Source organism: Thermoleptolyngbya sp. PKUAC-SCTB121, from assembly GCF_016919485.1.
GTDB classification, from domain to species: Bacteria; Cyanobacteriota; Cyanobacteriia; order Elainellales; family Elainellaceae; genus Thermoleptolyngbya; species Thermoleptolyngbya sichuanensis.
This window is the reverse complement of the sequence record NZ_CP070366.1, coordinates 565,338-581,444: the sequence shown is the minus strand read 5'-3', so window position 1 is coordinate 581,444 and position 16,107 is coordinate 565,338. Positions and strand designations below refer to the sequence as shown.

Here is a 16,107-nt window from a genome sequence, read left to right as displayed (position 1 = left end):
TATTAGTGCCCCAATTAATCCAAATTAATGAAACCCAAATTAACTTATGGCAGCGGCTCGAAGAGGAGCGTGGCGGCAAGCTGAATTAGCTCCTGCGGCGGAATTCCCCTGGGTAAACTGGCCAGCCGCACAATGGTTTGCCCCGGAAACTGCGCCGCGGGAATCTCCTGACCGGGCACGTAGCGGTTATGCACCAAGTAAGTCTGCTGGATACCCAGCGCCCTGAGCGAATCCGTCAGGCGGGCCGCTTCTGCCAGGATTGCCGACTGATTTTGCGCCACGCCGATAAATTCCGTAAAGCTGGGATCTTTCAGCAGTTTTTGCGCCTTCACCACGCGCTGCCGCAGCGTCCGCAGGCGGCTCATCAAATCCACCCGCCCCACCACGTCCTGATATTTCAGCCAGAGCTTAAAAATCCAGCCAAGCCAGTCATTCAGCGCCGTCGGCATTTCCAAAAAGCGCAGCAGATGCCCGGTGGGGGCTGTATCTAAAATCACTAAATCTTGGCTGCCGTCCTCTAGCAGGTCAATCACGGCAATTAGCGCCAGCATTTCGTCAATGCCGGGGAGCGCCTGGGACACAATCTGCCGCCACGCCTGCGGCCCGTAGGCGATTTGCAGTGCGTCGTCGCCCGTGTCGCCGCTCATCATCTCCGCCAATTCCCACAGGTAATCTTCGCGGAACTGATGCAGCAGGGTGTCTGCGTCGATTTCCTGGGCGCTGAGGTTGGGCAACAGGGGTATGGGATCGTGCCCCAGCACGGTTCCAAAGGCATCGCCCAAGGAATGGGCCGGGTCGATAGAGATGACCCGCACTCGCTGCTGGGGATGGCGCTGGGCCATGCCTTGGGCGATTGCCCCTGAGAGGGTCGTCTTCCCAACGCCACCCTTGCCGCCGATGATCAGAAGACGACGGTGGAGGTCTAAAAAATCGGGAAGCGATGGCGGAATCGGGTGAAGGGTCGATGGCACGACGGGCAGAGGAATTGGGGGCAGTGGCGCGAGGGTGTGGGGCAGGAGTTGGGGCAGGAGCCTGTCGAGGGCTTCGAGGCCGACGGGTTCGGTGGGCTGCTGGGGCAGGATGAGCAGCGGAGGGTCGGGGCAGAGGGCAGCGAACTTTTCCAGGAGGTCGGCCTGTTCGCAAAGGCGACTCCCATAGGAATCGCTGCGCGAATCGCCCTCGCTGGGCTGGCTGTCGGACAAGACGCGATTGACCACAATACCGCCAATGGGAATGTGGAGCGTGTCGAGGGACTCCAGAAAACGTCGGGTTTCCTGGTAGCTCATCGGTTCCGGGATGGCGACAGCAAGGCAGGCAGTGCGGGTGGCATCTTGCAGCAAGGCGCGACCGTGGCCCAGGCGCGTTTGCATCTCTGCCAAAAACTCATCGGCTGCGTCGGCGGCGTACGTCCCAGCGAAGGTCTGCTGCATCACCCGATGCTTTTCCTGAAACAGACTGAGGGCGGCCAGGAACTGATCCAAAAAGTCCATCAGTCCAAACAGATTCAGCGTGTGCCCGCTAGGGGCCATGTCCACAACAATCCGGTCACTCTCGCCATCTTCCAGGATGCGCTGAATCTCCAACAAGCTCATGAGTTCGTCCAGCCCCGGAAAGCCCAGATCCCACACGGGGCTGAGGTCTGCGCCTTCGACAAAGCTGCCGCGTTCCACCAATAGCTCCAGCACCGACCCATAGCGGGCTTTGAACTCGGTCAGCAGGGCCGCCGCATCCAGGGCGCGGGTCTGCACGTTTGGCAAATCAGCGAGCGATCGCGCTTCGTCTGTCACCTCTGTCAGCAGCACATCGCCCAGGGAATGGGCTGGGTCAGTAGACATCAGCAGCACCCGATCCTGGGGAAATTCATGCCCCCAGCGACGGGCGATCGCACAGGAGAGGGTCGTTTTGCCGACACCACCTTTGCCGCTGACCATCAGTAGATGTACAGAATCAAATGGATACATATAGCAGCGATGAGGGGTCAGGGGTTAGGTTTGAAAGGCTCGATCCCCCTCAATCCCCCTTTAATAAGGGGGACTTCCAGAGGGGCTTGTTTCCCCCCTTATTAAGGGGAACCTCCAGAGCGGCTCGATTCCCCCCTTGTTGGAGGGCTAAGGGGGGATCTCAAGCTGCCTCGTATCGGAACCGATCCCCTCAATCCCCCTTAATAAGGGGAACCTCCGGAGCGGCTCGATTCCCCCCTTGTTAAGGGGGGCTAGGGGGGATCTCAGGCTGCCTCGTATTGGAACCGATCCCCCTCAATCCCCCTTAATAAGGGGGACTTCCAGAGCGGCTCGATTCCCCCCTTGTTAAGGGGGGCTAAGGGGGGATCAAGGTAACGCTGTATTACACTTGCGCCCCTCTCGTTAGGGTTCCCCATCCGCTGGGATGACTAAATGAAGAAACGTGACCCATTCGCCAAATTGGGGCGATCGCAACCATGAGCGACCTGTTTAAGGGATTTGAGCAACTGCTGGAACTGGCCAAAGCCCTCGAAGAAAAAGCCGCCAGCGGCGAACTCAAGACCGACGTGCAGATCCATAGCCGTCCGCTGGGGAATATTCCGCGCCAGGGCAACATTCCCCGCACGGGCAGTCCGACCGGGGGAGCGGGAGTTGGAACCAGCCGTGTCCGCCCCAATGCCGCACCCAATGCCGCAACCAGTGCCGCATCCGATGCTGCCCCCGACACGCCGCCCGTGGAAGCACCGGGAGAAGCGCCAACCGCATCGCTGCAAGACCTGGGCGGGCTGAGCGAGGTGCTGCGAGAACTGCGCGAGCAGGTGGAACTGCCGCTAAAGCGCCCTGATCTGCTGCAAAAGCTAGGACTGGAACCGACGCGGGGCGTGCTGCTGGTGGGGCCACCGGGCACGGGCAAAACCCTGACGGCGCGGGCGCTGGCGGAGGAACTGGGGGTGAGCTATATCGCCCTAGTTGGACCGGAGGTGATCGGGAAATACTACGGTGAGGCGGAGGCGCGGCTGCGGGGCGTATTTGAGAAAGCGGCAAAGTCTGCGCCCTGCATTGTGTTTATCGACGAAATCGACAGCCTCGCGCCCGACCGGGCCAAAGTGGAAGGCGAGGTGGAAAAGCGGCTGGTGGCGCAGTTGTTGAGCCTGATGGACGGCTTTGCCAAGTCGCAGGGAGTCATCGTGCTGGCGGCGACGAATCGACCCGACCACCTCGACCCGGCCCTGCGGCGACCCGGCCGGTTTGACCGAGAAGTGCAGTTTCGCGTGCCCGACCGCGATGGACGGCTGGAGATTTTGCAGATCCAGACTCGCGCCATGCCCTTGCAAAACGTGGACTTGGGGGCGATCGCCGATCTTTCGGTGGGCTTGGTGGGGGCAGATCTGAAGGCGCTGTGCCAGAAGGCCGCCTATCTGGCTCTGCGGCGGCAAGTGCCCAGCCTCAGCGCCCCGGTTCCCGCCGATTTGCACATTACCCAGGCAGACTTTTTGCAGGCGGCCCAGGAGATTCGTCCCTCGGTGCTGCGGTCAGTGGAGGTGGAGTCGCCAGACGTGCGCTGGGACGACATCGGCGGGCTAGAGAGCGTCAAGCAAACCCTGCAAGAATCGGTCGAGGGCGCACTACTCTATCCCGATCTGTATCGGCGCACGGGGGCGACGGCTCCGAGGGGCATCCTGCTGTGGGGTCCGCCGGGGACGGGGAAAACCCTGCTGGCAAAGGCGATCGCCACCCAGGCCCGGGCCAATTTCATTGCGGTGAACGGGCCCGAACTCCTGAGCAAATGGGTCGGCGCAGCCGAGCAAGCCGTCCGGGAACTGTTTGCCAAGGCGCGGCAGGCGGCTCCCTGCGTGGTGTTTATCGACGAGATCGACACGCTGGCTCCGGTGCGGGGCAGTTTTCAGGGCGATTCGGGCGTGGGCGATCGCGTCGTGGGTCAACTGTTGACCGAACTCGACGGCTTGCAGGGCTGCACCAACGTCCTGCTAGTGGCAGCGACGAATCGACCCGAAGCCCTCGACCCAGCGCTGATGCGGTCTGGACGGCTGGATCTTCAGCTCAAGATTGACCTGCCAGATGCCGCCAGCCGCCTAGAAATCCTGACCGTACATAACGGCGATCGCCCCTTGGCCCAGGTCGAGCTATCCCACTGGGCTGCTCAAACCGACGGCTGGAACGGCGCAGACCTGGCGCTGCTGAGCAACCAAGCCGCCCTACAAGCCATTCGCCGCCACCGAGCAGCCGGAAACCCTGATCCGAGTGCGCTACACATTACGCAGGAAGACTTTGCGATCGCCCACGCGCTGATCACTAGTCAGAAGCAGGCGGCAAGGTGAAAAGGGAAAAACGAAAAACGAAAAACGAAGAACGAAAAACGAAGAACGGTTAGTGTCCCGATTTATTCGCCACCCTCAAAATGACCAATCAAGAACAACCATGCTGTAAGGGTTTCAGCAGTTGCCAGATCGAGGTGGCGAAAAACTAAGGACACTAACAAAAACGAAAAACAAACTTCTTCGTTCTTCTCTCTTCGTTCTTCCCTCTTCCCTCTTCCCTGGCTCAGCGCGACAAGTCTACTGGCAGGCGATTCGCGAAGCGATCCTTTGGGGAATCGCCTGCTGCTAAACTCACGGGCGCGGTGCCGAGCTGGGTGACTTCCATATAGATGTGCGATAGCCCCACGGGTTGCCGACAGACTGAATCGAGGGAAATGCCTTCAAAGCAGGCGATGATGTCCTGCATGTCTAGGTAGGCGGGCAGCCAGAAGGTGAGGTCGTTGCCGTAGCGGCGGCAGGGAAAGCCGAGTTGCTGGGCGCGGGCGATCGCCCTCTCTTCCTCTGTCGTTTGCACCAGCACCACCTCCTGGGCTGGTACGTAGTGCCGCAGTTCTGCCAGGGTTCCCTCTGCCAACAGGCGGCCGCCTTTGAGAATGCCAATGCGGTGGCAGAGGCGTTCGGCTTCCTCCAGCAGGTGGGTGGTCAGCAGGGTGGTAATGCCCTGGTCGCGCAGACGACGGATGAGTTCCCACAGTTCATAGCGGGCTTCGATGTCGAGGCCGGTGGTGGGTTCATCCAAAATCACGAGTCTGGGCTGATGCACTAGGGCGATCGCCAGACTCAGCCGCCGCTGCATCCCGCCGCTGAGGGTTTCCACGGGCGAGTTGGCGCGGTCGAGCAGGTTTACGGCCGCTAGACAGTTGGCAATGCGGAGATCCCGCTTTTCCCGAGGGACGGCATAAATTCGCGCAAAAAAGTCTAGATTTTCGGCACAGGTGAGCGATCGATACAGCAGGTTTTCCTGAGGTACGATGCCAATCAGCCGCTTGGTGGCATCCGAGACAGGAATGCCGTCGATCGTAATGCGGCCGCTGTCGGGTTGCAGCAGGTTGCAAATCAGGTTGATGGTAGTGGTTTTGCCCGCACCGTTGGGCCCCAGCAGGCCGTATACCTCGCCGGGACGAACGTCCAGCGTCAGATCTTGCAAAACGGGGCGATCGCCGTAGGTTTTGGTCAGCGTTTCTAGATGCAGCACTGTGCTACAGCCTCCTCTCTACCCGCACCATACGGCGATAGGCCAACCAGCCCCCGGCAACCACCGCGATCGCAAAGCCAGCCAGAAAGCGCAGATGCAACCCCACTTCAGCCAGGGTTCCGTCTGCCACGGACACACCATCCAGCGCCTCGATCATGTGAAACACCGGGTTGAACTCTGCCAGATTTAGCAGCGCATCGGGAAAAAACTGGGTCGGCACAAACGCACCACCTAAAATTAGCAGCGGCACGCCAAAGGTCGCCACCAGCGCATTCACGTCTTCCGTGCGGCGGGCAAACTGCGTCCCCAGAATAAAGCCCACGCCGACGTAGCTGGCAATGCTGAGCAAAATCACCAGCAGCTTCAGCGGCGGCGAACCCTCAAACGTCGCGCCCATAATGCTGGCGGTGGCATAGATTAGCAGCGCTTGCCCCAGCCCAATGTAGGTGTGCGCCAGAAAAATGCCGAGAAAATAGGATGTGCCGCTGAGGGGCGAGATAAACAGCCGCTTGAGGGTCTGCTGCTCGCGCTCTGCGACCACCGTGGACACGCTGCCGCCCAAACAGCTAAAGAACAAGGCCGCGCCCACCAGCGACGCAGGCACACAGCGCTCGAAGGCTTCTGCTTCGGAGAGATTGCCAGATTCGGTGAGCAGGTAGCCGTTGAGCAGCAAAATGGTGACTGGAAACAGCGTCCAAAACAGGAGCGATCGCCCCCGACGCACCAGTTCCCGCAAAATTCGCTGCGCTACTGCCAGCGTTTCTCGCCCATAGCCGCGCACCTTCGCGCCAAACTTGACTCCTAACAGGGTCCTTGCCTCCCGATGCAACCTTCGTGCCAGTGATCCTGCCGATCATACCCTTAAAGTTACAAGAGTTCATAAACTCAGGTGGCAGGGAAAAAACTGGCACGAGGGAATGCCCATGCGCGATCGCCTTTTTACAGTCAACAAGTGATTTAAGCCGGTACAATCATTGCCACCAAGCGGATAGATCAATCTCTCGTGGATGAATCAGCCAGCTCCGCTGGAGTGGCTGGGTCAGCGTTTTCACCAGCGGGGAGAGTTCGCTTAGCTCTTGCAGTCCGTTTTCGGTTTGCAGCTTGATGCCCCGCTGATAGAGCGTATAGCCCCGGCTCAGCGCCACCCGAATGCCGCAGTAATAGTCAGCAATGAGGCCCCGATGGGAGAGCGATCGCCTCACCTGCTCTAGAACCTCTGGGTGGGCCTCTGGGGAAAGCGGGCTAATATCAGTTGCTTTGAATAAATCTCGATCCACAAATCGGCGGCAGAGATCCGCCAGCACCGGGTCGTCGTGCTGCTGCCAGCGTTGCAGATGGTAGATAAACACGCCGTCGTCTGCCTGGAGATATTGCGCCAGGGGCAACGTGTTGCAGTCGCCTTGCAGCCACGCCGTCACGGTGTCGTCGGCCGATAGCTTGCCCAGCGCCAGCAGTTCCCGCGCCCGCCGAAACGCCTGCTGCAAGCCCCAGGTCGCCGCGATATTTTTGGGATGGTTATAAATCTGGGCGTACATAAAGTAGCGGACAATCAGATAATGCTCGATCGCCGCCATGCCTTTTTTCGCTACGACTAACTGCTGCGTGGTTGGGTCATAGCCCATCGCCATCAGAATTCGATCCAGATCGAGCCGCCCGTAGGATGCGCCGGTGAAGTAGCTGTCGCGCATCAGGTAATCCAGGCGATCGCAGTCTAGCTGGCTCGTCACCAGTTGCCACACCACAGGGAGTGGATGCGTTTTGTGATAGATCTGCGAGAGTTGGGGCAATAATGCGGGGTCGTGTTCATCCAGCCGCGATCGCACGGGTTCCGACTCGTCCAAGATCCGCCGCGTCCAGTGTTCGTGGTGGCTGCCAAAAATTTCTTCGCAGGTGTGGCTAAAGGGGCCATGTCCGATGTCATGCAGCAGCGCCGCACAGAGAACGGCTGCGCGGTGGGGCTGGAGTTCTCTATGACGGGTGGCCAGACGGTCAAAGGCGCGACGGGCGATCGCCATCACGCCCAGCGAATGGGTAAACCGCGACGACTCGGCTCCGTGAAACGTCAGGCTGGCGGGGCCCAGCTGGCGAATCCGCCGCAGCCGCTGAAATGCGGGCGTGTCAATCAGATCAATCAGCAATGCCTCCGTCGGATCAGCGCGATCGAGGGCGATCGCCCCATGCAGCGGGTCATGATAGGTACGTCCGGGCATTTATTGGGATTGGGGGGTTAAGGGGCGGGGCAACAGTCAGGACTTGAGCAGTCAGGACTTGAGCAGTCAGGACTTGAGCATTCAGGACTTGAGCATTCAGGCCCCAAGCACAAGATGCCCTGTCGAATCACTCACCCTCATTCTTCCCAACAGGCGGACTGATACGCCATCCCCACTTACCCCGCTGCTCCAGCGACGACCATCTGTTGCGTCAGCGCCTCAATTGCCGCCTGATATTGCTCATCGGCTTCCGTAGCGACCTGTTCGCGGCTAGTAATGTTGAGCGAAACCGAGCGATCGGGTTCGATGCCAAGGCGATTAATGTCTCGGTGGCTGGGCGTTTCGTAGCGGGCGATGGTCACCGCCAGCCCCGACCCGTCCGACAGCCCAAACAGGGATTGAATCAGCCCTTTGCCAAAGGTCTTTTCGCCAATCAATTGGGCGCGTCCGTTGTCTTGCAGTGCGCCCGCCAGAATCTCGCTGGCGCTGGCCGTGCCCTGGTTCACCAGCACGATCAGCGGGTCATCCGTCAGCGGCTCCGACAGGGCCTCAAAGCTATCCTGAATGCCGTCGCGGTTGACCGTGTAGACAATGGTGCCGTCCCGCAGCCACAGCCGCGCAATGTCGATCCCCGCTTGCAGCAAGCCGCCAGGATTATTCCGCAAGTCCAAAATGTAGGCGTTGGCATCCTGTTTTTCTAGACGGGCGATCGCATGGGCCACCTCTTCTGCGGCATTGGCACTGAACTGGGTGAGGCGAATGTAGCCCACCTGGGTTCCGTCGGGCTGGGGCCGCAGTTCGGCGTAGACCGGGTTGATGGTGATGCGATCGCGCACCAGTTCCACCTCCCAGCTTTTCGGGCTTTCATCGCGCCCAATCGTTAGCACCACACGGCTTCCCGCTGGGCCACGCATCCGCTCGGCGGCTTCGTCCAAGGTTAGGTTCGCAGTTACCTCGCCATCGATCTTCAAGATGCGATCGCGTGGTTGCAGGCCAGCCCGGTCTGCGGGGGAACCCTCAATCGGCGTAATCACGCGCAGATCACCCGTGTCGGGGTCTTGGGCAATTTGCAGCCCCACACCGCTCAGTTCGCCAGACGTACTGGTTTGCAGACTGCGATACTGATCCGGCTTCAGCAGGCGCGTATAGGGGTCGTCCAGCCCTGCCAGCATTTGCTGAATCGCGGCATAGGTATCCTCTCGGTTGGTGGGAGCCTGCTTCAGCACCTTCTGGCGCACCAGCCACCAGTTCTGGTTATTGAAGGTGCTGTCTACGTAGGCCCGATCGACAATCCGCCACACTTCATTCAGCAGCTTTTGCTCCTCGGTAAAGGCATAAGCGGGCGGAGTATTCACCTGCAACGCCATCAACCCCGTGAAGAGCCAAACCAGCACAAACCCAAGTAGTCGCTTTAATCCCTGGCGTTCTAACCCCAGGCGCTTTAATCGATGTTGCTTCATAAAACATATCTTAACGTTCTACTCAGACTGGCGGCTATCTCAGGCGTACCTATTCTGAAAGGATCGGCGGCGATCGCCCCAAGCCTGCTCCCTTCGAGTTAACCAGCCATCGTAGCAGAAGCCGCAGTCTTTATCACTTCTCTGTAAAATTGCAGCGCCGCCCAAAAAGTTGAACGAAACCTGTGCCGGATCTTGGTTACAGCGTGAAATCTGATGAGCAGCTATGTTACATTCTTTAGAAATGGCAATACATCTCTCTTTTGGAATTCTTGCTTCATGTTTACAAAGCAGGTAACTGACTCGAAAGCGTACCAGTGGTTTCAGGAGCGGCTGGAAATCCAGGCGATCGCCGACGATATCAGCACTAAGTACGTTCCTCCCCACGTCAATATCTTCTACTGTCTCGGTGGCATCACCCTGACCTGTTTCATCATTCAGTTCGCCACCGGGTTTGCAATGACCTTTTATTACAAACCCACTGTGACTGAGGCGTTCTCCTCGATTCAGTACCTGATGACTGAGGTGAACTTTGGCTGGCTCATCCGCTCGATCCATCGCTGGTCTGCCAGCATGATGGTGCTGATGATGATCCTGCACGTCTTCCGGGTTTATCTGACGGGCGGCTTCAAGAAGCCCCGTGAGCTGACCTGGGTAACGGGCGTAATTCTGGCAGTCATTACTGTCTCCTTCGGCGTGACGGGCTATTCGCTGCCTTGGGATCAGGTCGGCTATTGGGCGGTCAAGATCGTGTCCGGCGTGCCCAGTGCTATTCCTGTCGTCGGTGACCAGATTGTGGAACTCATGCGCGGTGGCGATAGCGTGGGTCAAGCAACGCTGACTCGCTTCTATAGCCTCCATACCTTTGTGCTGCCCTGGTCGATTGCGGTGTTCATGCTGCTGCACTTCCTGATGATCCGCAAGCAGGGTATCTCTGGCCCCTTGTAGGTCGCACGGATTGGGTCGCCGAGTTGAAAGAGGGCGATCGCCCTTTCAATGCTTCGGCCGATCCTTTACACTGCTGGAATCAGTTAGCTGCTGGGAACTCCGACCGCTCTTCCCCTCTGTTCGATCCTTGCTGCTTAGGAGAAACCTGAATCATTATGGCAACCATTAAGAAGCCGGATCTTAGCGATCCCGCATTGCGCGAGAAACTTAAGAAAGGCATGGGTCACAACTACTATGGTGAACCCGCCTGGCCCAATGACCTGCTATACATCTTCCCGGTCGTGATTCTGGGAACCATCGGCTGCGTGGTAGCGCTAGCCGTGCTAGATCCAGCTCTCGTGGGCGAGCCCGCCGATCCATTTGCGACTCCCCTGGAAATCCTGCCGGAGTGGTACCTGTACCCCGCATTCCAGATTCTCCGAATCGTGCCAAACAAGCTGCTGGGTGTGGCGCTGCAAAGTGCTATTCCCCTAGGCTTGATGCTGGTTCCTTTCATCGAAAGCGTGAACAAGTTCCAGAACCCCTTCCGCCGTCCGGTCGCGACGACGGTCTTCCTGTTCGGAACGTTGGTGACGCTGTGGCTGGGCATCGGCGCAACGTTCCCAATCGACAAGTCTCTGACCCTGGGCTTGTTCTAGGGATGTTTTTCTAGCTTTATTGGAGCGACTTGCTCTGGCTGACTCGGCGCTCGTGCATCTACTGGGAGTGTTTCTTTCTCTTCTGGTTGCTGTACGGGCGCTTTGTTGTGAAATAGTCTTGGCTTTGAACCGGAGCGCTCGACGCAGACTGCCTCAATCCTTTGCCGTTTCGCCGAATCTTAAATCGTGGTGGATGTCATTCAGCAGCGAGAGCGATTGGTGGTGCCCAGCCAGCTAACCGCTCTGAATCCAATCCAAGCCTGGTTCCGACAGTTTTGCCTGCAAAACGAAGGGCGCTATCCCTGGCTGGCCCATCAGTGCGATCACCTCAATTTAGCGCTGGCTGAAGGCTTCACCAACGCTGTGCGCCATGCCCACCGGGGGTTGCCGCCAGAAACACCAATCGAGATTGCGCTGGCGCTGCACGAAGACTGGATCGAAATCCGCATTTGGGACTATGGACGACCGTTTAATCCCGATCGGCTAAAGGAACCCCAACCCGGCACGCTGCAATCGGGGGGCTATGGCTGGTTTTTGCTGCGGCGGTTGACCGATCGCGTATCCTATGACCGCTACATCGACGGGCGCAACTGCCTGCAACTGGTAACCTACGGCTTTAAGCACCCAGTCTAGATTTAGCAGCTAGACGGGCTGATTGATCTGCTGCGCTGTTCCCGATCCATCCGATCTGAATCGTGTCGGCTGAATTGCTCAAGGATCGCGCCTCGAAGTGGTAGCCTATAAAGTCGATGTGTGTTGTAGAGGGAGGCGTTATGAGCGAAGATGCCGTTAAAGCCATGAAGCAGCAGGTGGGTATTGCGGCGGCGCAGCGCGTGCAGTCTGGCTCCATCGTGGGGCTGGGAACTGGGTCTACGACGGCCTTTGCAATTGAGCATTTGGGCGATCGCCTCAAATCGGGCGACCTGAAAGACATCAAAGGCATTCCGACCTCGTTTCAGGCATCGGTGCTGGCTAAAAAGTATGGCATTCCCTTGGTCACGCTGGACGATGTGGAAAAAATCGACATCGCCATTGACGGGGCTGATGAAGTTGATCCCAATAAGGTGCTGATCAAAGGCGGCGGCGCAGCCCACACTCGCGAGAAGATCGTGGACTCTCTGGCCGATGTGTTCATCGTCGTGGTGGACAGTACCAAGCTGGTAGAGACGCTGGGGTCTACGTTTCCGCTGCCCGTCGAGGTGCTGCCTGTGGCAGTGTCCCCGGTGACGCGGGCGCTAGAGGCACTGGGCGGCAAGCCCGAACTGCGGATGGGCGTAAAGAAGGATGGCCCGGTGATTACGGATCAGGGCAATATGATTCTGGACGTGACCTTCGGCAGCATTCCAAACCCGGCTGAGTTTGAGCAGACGCTGAACAATATTCCGGGTGTTTTGGACAACGGCCTGTTTGTGGGTCTGGCGGATGTGGTGCTAGTGGGCGAAATCAAAGAGGGACAGCCCATTGTCCGGGAGCTATAGTGCGGGAGCTATGGTGCGGGAACTGTAGCCGCTCTGAGGGGCGAAAGAAAGTCAAACCCTAAGCGGGTTTTGAGAAGTGGTTGACACGGCGGGCAAAAAGCTGGGATTTCAGCCCGTACTCGATCGCCTCCAAAATGCGAATCACACCTGTAGTATTGATCATTTCAGGAGACTTGCCTGCCCGCTGGGCGGCCTGCATGGCCTTATCGGTGAGTTTGTGGCTGGTGTAGCCCGTCATAACGAGAACTAAATCGGCGCTGGCCACGTGGCTTTCGGCCTGTTCGGCAATCTGTGGGCCCGCCTGCGCCGTACACCAGATTAGTTCGACTTTTGACTCCCTCAAACGGTTTCGCACGGCGGTTTCTAATCGGTCATGCCCGCCGAAAATGACCACTTTGCCCTCAAGCTGGGCATAGGGGTTGGGGCGCTTTTCGGAGGTGCGATGGCGGACACGGGGCTGGACGTTGGGCGCACGCTCGACGCGGGAGCGGTTTTCTAGCGCTTTGTTGTAGATAAACGTGAGGGTCTGCTCATGGCTACCACGCAGGCGAGCGACGGGCCCTTCCTCGCTGTAGGCGTTAATTTGCTCGATGAGCTTATCGACGACCTCTTCCAGCGCTCCGATCGCCTTCAGGTCATGCACGTAGCCTCGAATGGCGATCGCCGCATCGGTTGCATTATAGAAATCTTCCTGCTCTGCGATCATTTCCAGCAGGTCATCTTTGAGGGCCTGTCGCCAGCGGGCTGCCTGCTCCGCAACGCGCTCATCAATCAGCCGCTCTTCGTTCAAAATCATCTGGCGATCGACCATTTGTGCCGCCAGTTCTGGCGCATCGGCAATTTTCTGGCGCAGGTCGGCGACTTTTTCTTCTAATTTGGTACGGGTCACGCTGTCTGAAAAATCATCCGGCTCAAACTTAGAGAGCATTCGCTCTGTTTCCTGGAGTAGCGGTTCTAGTCTCTGGCGAATTTCGACAACTTTTTGCTGAATTTGTTCATCCCGCTGCTGCTGTAATCGTTTTTCTTCTAGCTCTATCTTTGCCAGGGATAATAAATCTTTGACGGATGACTCTAGATCATCTAAATCGCTAATATCCATACGCTTTTCTCCAAAACAATAAGTGATTAACTAGTGATTAACTTAGGGGCTATGAATTCAGACGGATAAAAAGAAAAAGCCTTCGATACCCATCCGCAGTACCAATATTGGAGGGTATCGATTATCAAATGGTATCGATCGTGGCATCTATGTCAGTTAATCCCAGTCGGTTAATCCCAGCATCCAGGCAAGGGATGGTGTTTCCGCATGAGAATCTAAATACTATCTCGAATCGGACTCGTATCGGATTTTGAGGACTGTCTTGTCATGAATCCCAAGTTCTTACTGCTAAGCCCTTTGGCAAACTCGTTGTCAAGCTTTTTGCCGAAATTTCTGTCGAACTCTCTGTCAAATGCTCTACCACCCCCCCTTATCCCCCCTTCTGTCGCCTCTCTGCCAGACCGTAATATGGCTAAACTATCGAGTCTGTAGGTTTATCAATGCACTAAGTTGACGATACTCCTATTATTGCTACTTTTGAAGGGGTTGCCCTTTTCGCATAAGACCCCTTCTCAAAATCCTATGCTCTATCGACGGTTTGGACGGACTGGGCTGGCAATGCCCGTTTTTTCTTGTGGCGGAATGCGCTATCAGCACAAGTGGCAGGATACGCCGCTGGATCAGATTCCGTCTGACAATCAGGAAAATTTAGAAGCCACGATTCGGCGATCGCTCGAAGTGGGTATCAACCACATCGAAACGGCGCGGGGCTACGGCAGCTCAGAACTGCAACTGGGTCAGATTTTGCCGAAACTGCCGCGCGACCAGATCATCGTGCAAACCAAAGTATCGCCCACGGCAGACCCGCGAGACTTTGAGCAAAAACTGGAGCAATCGCTCGCTTACCTGAATCTGGACTACATCGATCTGCTGGGGCTGCACGGCATCAACACGCCAGAACTGCTGGGCTATAGCCTGCGGTCGGGCGGCTGTCTGGATGTGGCGCGACGGTTTCAGGCGTGGGGGCGCGTGCGGTTTGTGGGCTTTTCGACCCACGGGCCGACAGAGGTGATTGTGCGGGCGATCGCCTCCGACCAATTCGATTACGTCAACCTGCACTGGTACTACATCAACCAGGTCAACTGGCCTGCCATCGAAGCCGCCCACCGCCACGACATGGGCGTGTTCATCATCAGCCCGTCCGACAAAGGCGGAATGCTCTACAGCCCGCCGCCCCGATTGGTGGAACTTTGCCACCCCCTCAGTCCGATGGTGTTCAACAACCTGTTTTGCCTCAGCCATCCGCAGGTGCATACGCTCAGCATTGGCGCGGCCCGCCCCAGCGACTTTGACGAGCATCTGAAAACGCTGGAATTGCTCGATCGCGCTGACGAAGTGCTGCCGCCCATTTTGCATCAGCTTGAGCAGGGGGCGATCGCCGCGCTGGGCGAGGACTGGTACAAGACCTGGGATGTGGGCCTGCCGAACCATCAAGACGTGCCCAATCAGGTCAATATTCGCTCGATCCTGTGGCTGCGAAACTTGGCGATCGCCTTTGGACTGACCGAATTTGCCAAAACCCGCTACAACATGCTGGGCGGGGCTAGCCACTGGTTTCCGGGCAACAAGGCCGACGAAGTTCAATCCCTCGACCTGCGCGACTGCCTGCGCCACAGCCCCCACGCCGACCAGATTCCCCGCCTGCTCGCCGAGACTCACGAACTGCTGGGTGGTGCAGCGGTCAAGCGTCTGTCGCAGAGCTAGGAGCCATGCATTTTGCAGCCAGTGGCGTTCCAAAACTAGTGCTTAATTCTCAGGTGCTTAATTCTTCAGCCCCGTCGTCGCAATGCCGCCAATCAACTGGCGCTGTCCGACTGCAAACAGCACCACCACAGGCACCGTCACCAGCACTACCGCCGCCATCAGCAACGACCAGCTATTCGTAAACTGCTCCTGAAACTCCGCCAGCGCCAGTTGCACGGTTCGCAACTCTGGGCGCGTCGTGAACACCAGCGGCTTAAACAAATCATTCCACTCGCCGATAAAGGTAAACAGGAACAGCGTCACCAGCGCGGGTCGGGCCAGCGGCAGCACAACCCGCCCCAGCACTTGCAGACGGGTAGCACCGTCTAGCGCGGCCGCTTCCTCTAGCTCGATGGGGATGGTCTGAAAAAACTGTCGCATTAGGAAAATGCCGAATCCATTGACTGCTGTCGGCAAGATCAGCGCCCCGTAGGTATTGATCAGGTGTCCTGTTTTTAATACCCAAAAAATCGGAATCACCAAAAGCTGGAACGGGATCACCAGCGTCGCCAGCACCAGCGCCAGCACAGTCTGTCGTCCCCAAAAGCGAAACCTCGCTAGGGCATAGCCTGCCAGTGCCGAGAGCAGGATTTGCAGGGCGGTGACGGCAAGCGCTACGAAGGTAGAGTTGGCGATCGCCCCCAGAAAGTGCCCCCGCGCCCACACTTGGCGATAGTTGTCGAGCGTCAGCCCTGCCCTATCTCCGGTCTGAAACGAAGTCCACAGCACCACACCCAGCGGCAGCAGCACCAGCCCCGCCCCCAGGCCCAGCAGTAGCCCGTTGAGCCAGCGCCACAGATTCAACGACAGGCCGGGAAACCGACTAGAGAGCATAACGTGATTCTAGAGAAGGAGCCAGCAGCGAAATCTTGTGCGATACAGTATGGATCAACGGTTTAGGCTTGGGCATAGATATAAATCTATGATGTCGTTGAACAGGATATCAGCTACAAGGGGACTCTAGTTTAACCATTCCATGCCGAAACCCAGTAGAGTAGAGTTTGGGCATATCTTAAGTTAAGCAAACTAGGGCACCGAT

At 57.7% G+C, this 16,107-nt stretch carries 13 protein-coding genes; 6 read left to right on the top strand and 7 right to left on the bottom strand.

Going from position 1 to position 16,107, the window contains the following annotated elements; all coding sequences use genetic code 11:
- Positions 1-44: 44 nt before the first annotated feature.
- The gene (locus JTM80_RS02400; RefSeq protein ID WP_172353998.1) at positions 45-1,961 is read right to left on the bottom strand and encodes an ArsA family ATPase; all 1,917 of its coding nucleotides are present in this window, start codon (positions 1,959-1,961) and stop codon (positions 45-47) included.
- Between the two features lie 476 nt (positions 1,962-2,437).
- Here JTM80_RS02400 and JTM80_RS02395 point away from each other — a divergent pair, with 476 nt between their 5' ends.
- A complete protein-coding gene (locus JTM80_RS02395) occupies positions 2,438-4,300 on the top strand; it encodes an AAA family ATPase (RefSeq protein WP_172353997.1) in 1,863 nt (620 codons plus the stop codon).
- 223 nt (positions 4,301-4,523) lie between these two features.
- On the opposite strand, the gene JTM80_RS02390 is transcribed toward JTM80_RS02395, so the two are convergent.
- From JTM80_RS02390 to ctpA, 4 genes are all read right to left on the bottom strand, one after another.
- Positions 4,524-5,495 (bottom strand): ABC transporter ATP-binding protein, encoded by a 972-nt coding sequence (locus tag JTM80_RS02390; RefSeq protein ID WP_172353996.1) that lies wholly within the window; start codon positions 5,493-5,495, stop codon positions 4,524-4,526.
- 4 nt (positions 5,496-5,499) lie between these two features.
- Complete coding sequence (locus tag JTM80_RS02385) at positions 5,500-6,276, bottom strand: ABC transporter permease (RefSeq protein WP_172353994.1); 777 nt, start codon at positions 6,274-6,276, stop codon at positions 5,500-5,502.
- A gap of 190 nt (positions 6,277-6,466) precedes the next feature.
- Positions 6,467-7,705, bottom strand: a complete 1,239-nt coding sequence (locus JTM80_RS02380) for an HD domain-containing protein (RefSeq protein ID WP_172353993.1) — start codon at positions 7,703-7,705, stop codon at positions 6,467-6,469.
- Positions 7,706-7,881: 176 nt separating this feature from the next.
- On the bottom strand, positions 7,882-9,165 hold the full coding sequence (gene ctpA / locus JTM80_RS02375; RefSeq protein WP_304941117.1) for a carboxyl-terminal processing protease CtpA: 1,284 nt from the start codon (positions 9,163-9,165) through the stop codon (positions 7,882-7,884).
- Between the two features lie 276 nt (positions 9,166-9,441).
- Between ctpA and petB the strand changes: the two genes are divergently transcribed.
- The 4 genes from petB to rpiA all read left to right on the top strand — a co-directional run bounded on the left by petB (position 9,442) and on the right by rpiA (position 12,226).
- Entirely contained in the window at positions 9,442-10,110 is a 669-nt protein-coding gene (petB, locus tag JTM80_RS02370) for a cytochrome b6 (RefSeq protein ID WP_172353992.1), read from the top strand.
- Between the two features lie 155 nt (positions 10,111-10,265).
- Complete coding sequence (petD, locus tag JTM80_RS02365) at positions 10,266-10,748, top strand: cytochrome b6-f complex subunit IV (RefSeq protein WP_068511887.1); 483 nt, start codon at positions 10,266-10,268, stop codon at positions 10,746-10,748.
- 186 nt (positions 10,749-10,934) lie between these two features.
- Positions 10,935-11,381 (top strand): anti-sigma regulatory factor, encoded by a 447-nt coding sequence (locus tag JTM80_RS02360; protein WP_172353991.1) that lies wholly within the window; start codon positions 10,935-10,937, stop codon positions 11,379-11,381.
- Between the two features lie 140 nt (positions 11,382-11,521).
- Positions 11,522-12,226, top strand: coding sequence for a ribose-5-phosphate isomerase RpiA (gene rpiA / locus JTM80_RS02355; protein WP_205370512.1), 705 nt, complete (start codon positions 11,522-11,524; stop codon positions 12,224-12,226).
- Between the two features lie 58 nt (positions 12,227-12,284).
- Here rpiA and JTM80_RS02350 read toward each other — a convergent pair whose 3' ends face one another.
- Positions 12,285-13,325 (bottom strand): DUF2325 domain-containing protein, encoded by a 1,041-nt coding sequence (locus JTM80_RS02350; protein ID WP_205370511.1) that lies wholly within the window; start codon positions 13,323-13,325, stop codon positions 12,285-12,287.
- Positions 13,326-13,847: 522 nt separating this feature from the next.
- On the opposite strand from JTM80_RS02350, the gene JTM80_RS02345 reads away from it, so the two are divergent.
- Positions 13,848-15,029, top strand: a complete 1,182-nt coding sequence (locus JTM80_RS02345) for an aldo/keto reductase (RefSeq protein ID WP_172353987.1) — start codon at positions 13,848-13,850, stop codon at positions 15,027-15,029.
- Between the two features lie 57 nt (positions 15,030-15,086).
- Here the strand turns inward: JTM80_RS02345 and JTM80_RS02340 are convergent, their stop codons facing one another.
- Positions 15,087-15,902: a carbohydrate ABC transporter permease gene (locus tag JTM80_RS02340; protein WP_172353985.1), complete on the bottom strand. Its 816-nt coding sequence runs from the start codon at positions 15,900-15,902 to the stop codon at positions 15,087-15,089.
- Positions 15,903-16,107: the final 205 nt, after the last annotated feature.

Bases quoted from the DNA above. Each gene is read 5' to 3' on its own strand.
- petD (WP_068511887.1), top strand. From the start codon at position 10,266: ATGGCAACCATTAAGAAGCCGGATCTTAGCGATCCCGCATTGCGCGAG.
- petB (WP_172353992.1), top strand. From the start codon at position 9,442: ATGTTTACAAAGCAGGTAACTGACTCGAAAGCGTACCAGTGGTTTCAG.
- JTM80_RS02340 (WP_172353985.1), bottom strand. From the start codon at position 15,902: ATGCTCTCTAGTCGGTTTCCCGGCCTGTCGTTGAATCTGTGGCGCTGG.
- JTM80_RS02380 (WP_172353993.1), bottom strand. From the start codon at position 7,705: ATGCCCGGACGTACCTATCATGACCCGCTGCATGGGGCGATCGCCCTC.
- JTM80_RS02400 (WP_172353998.1), bottom strand. From the start codon at position 1,961: ATGTATCCATTTGATTCTGTACATCTACTGATGGTCAGCGGCAAAGGT.
- rpiA (WP_205370512.1), top strand. From the start codon at position 11,522: ATGAGCGAAGATGCCGTTAAAGCCATGAAGCAGCAGGTGGGTATTGCG.
- JTM80_RS02345 (WP_172353987.1), top strand. From the start codon at position 13,848: ATGCTCTATCGACGGTTTGGACGGACTGGGCTGGCAATGCCCGTTTTT.
- ctpA (WP_304941117.1), bottom strand. From the start codon at position 9,165: ATGAAGCAACATCGATTAAAGCGCCTGGGGTTAGAACGCCAGGGATTA.
- JTM80_RS02350 (WP_205370511.1), bottom strand. From the start codon at position 13,325: ATGGATATTAGCGATTTAGATGATCTAGAGTCATCCGTCAAAGATTTA.
- JTM80_RS02395 (WP_172353997.1), top strand. From the start codon at position 2,438: ATGAGCGACCTGTTTAAGGGATTTGAGCAACTGCTGGAACTGGCCAAA.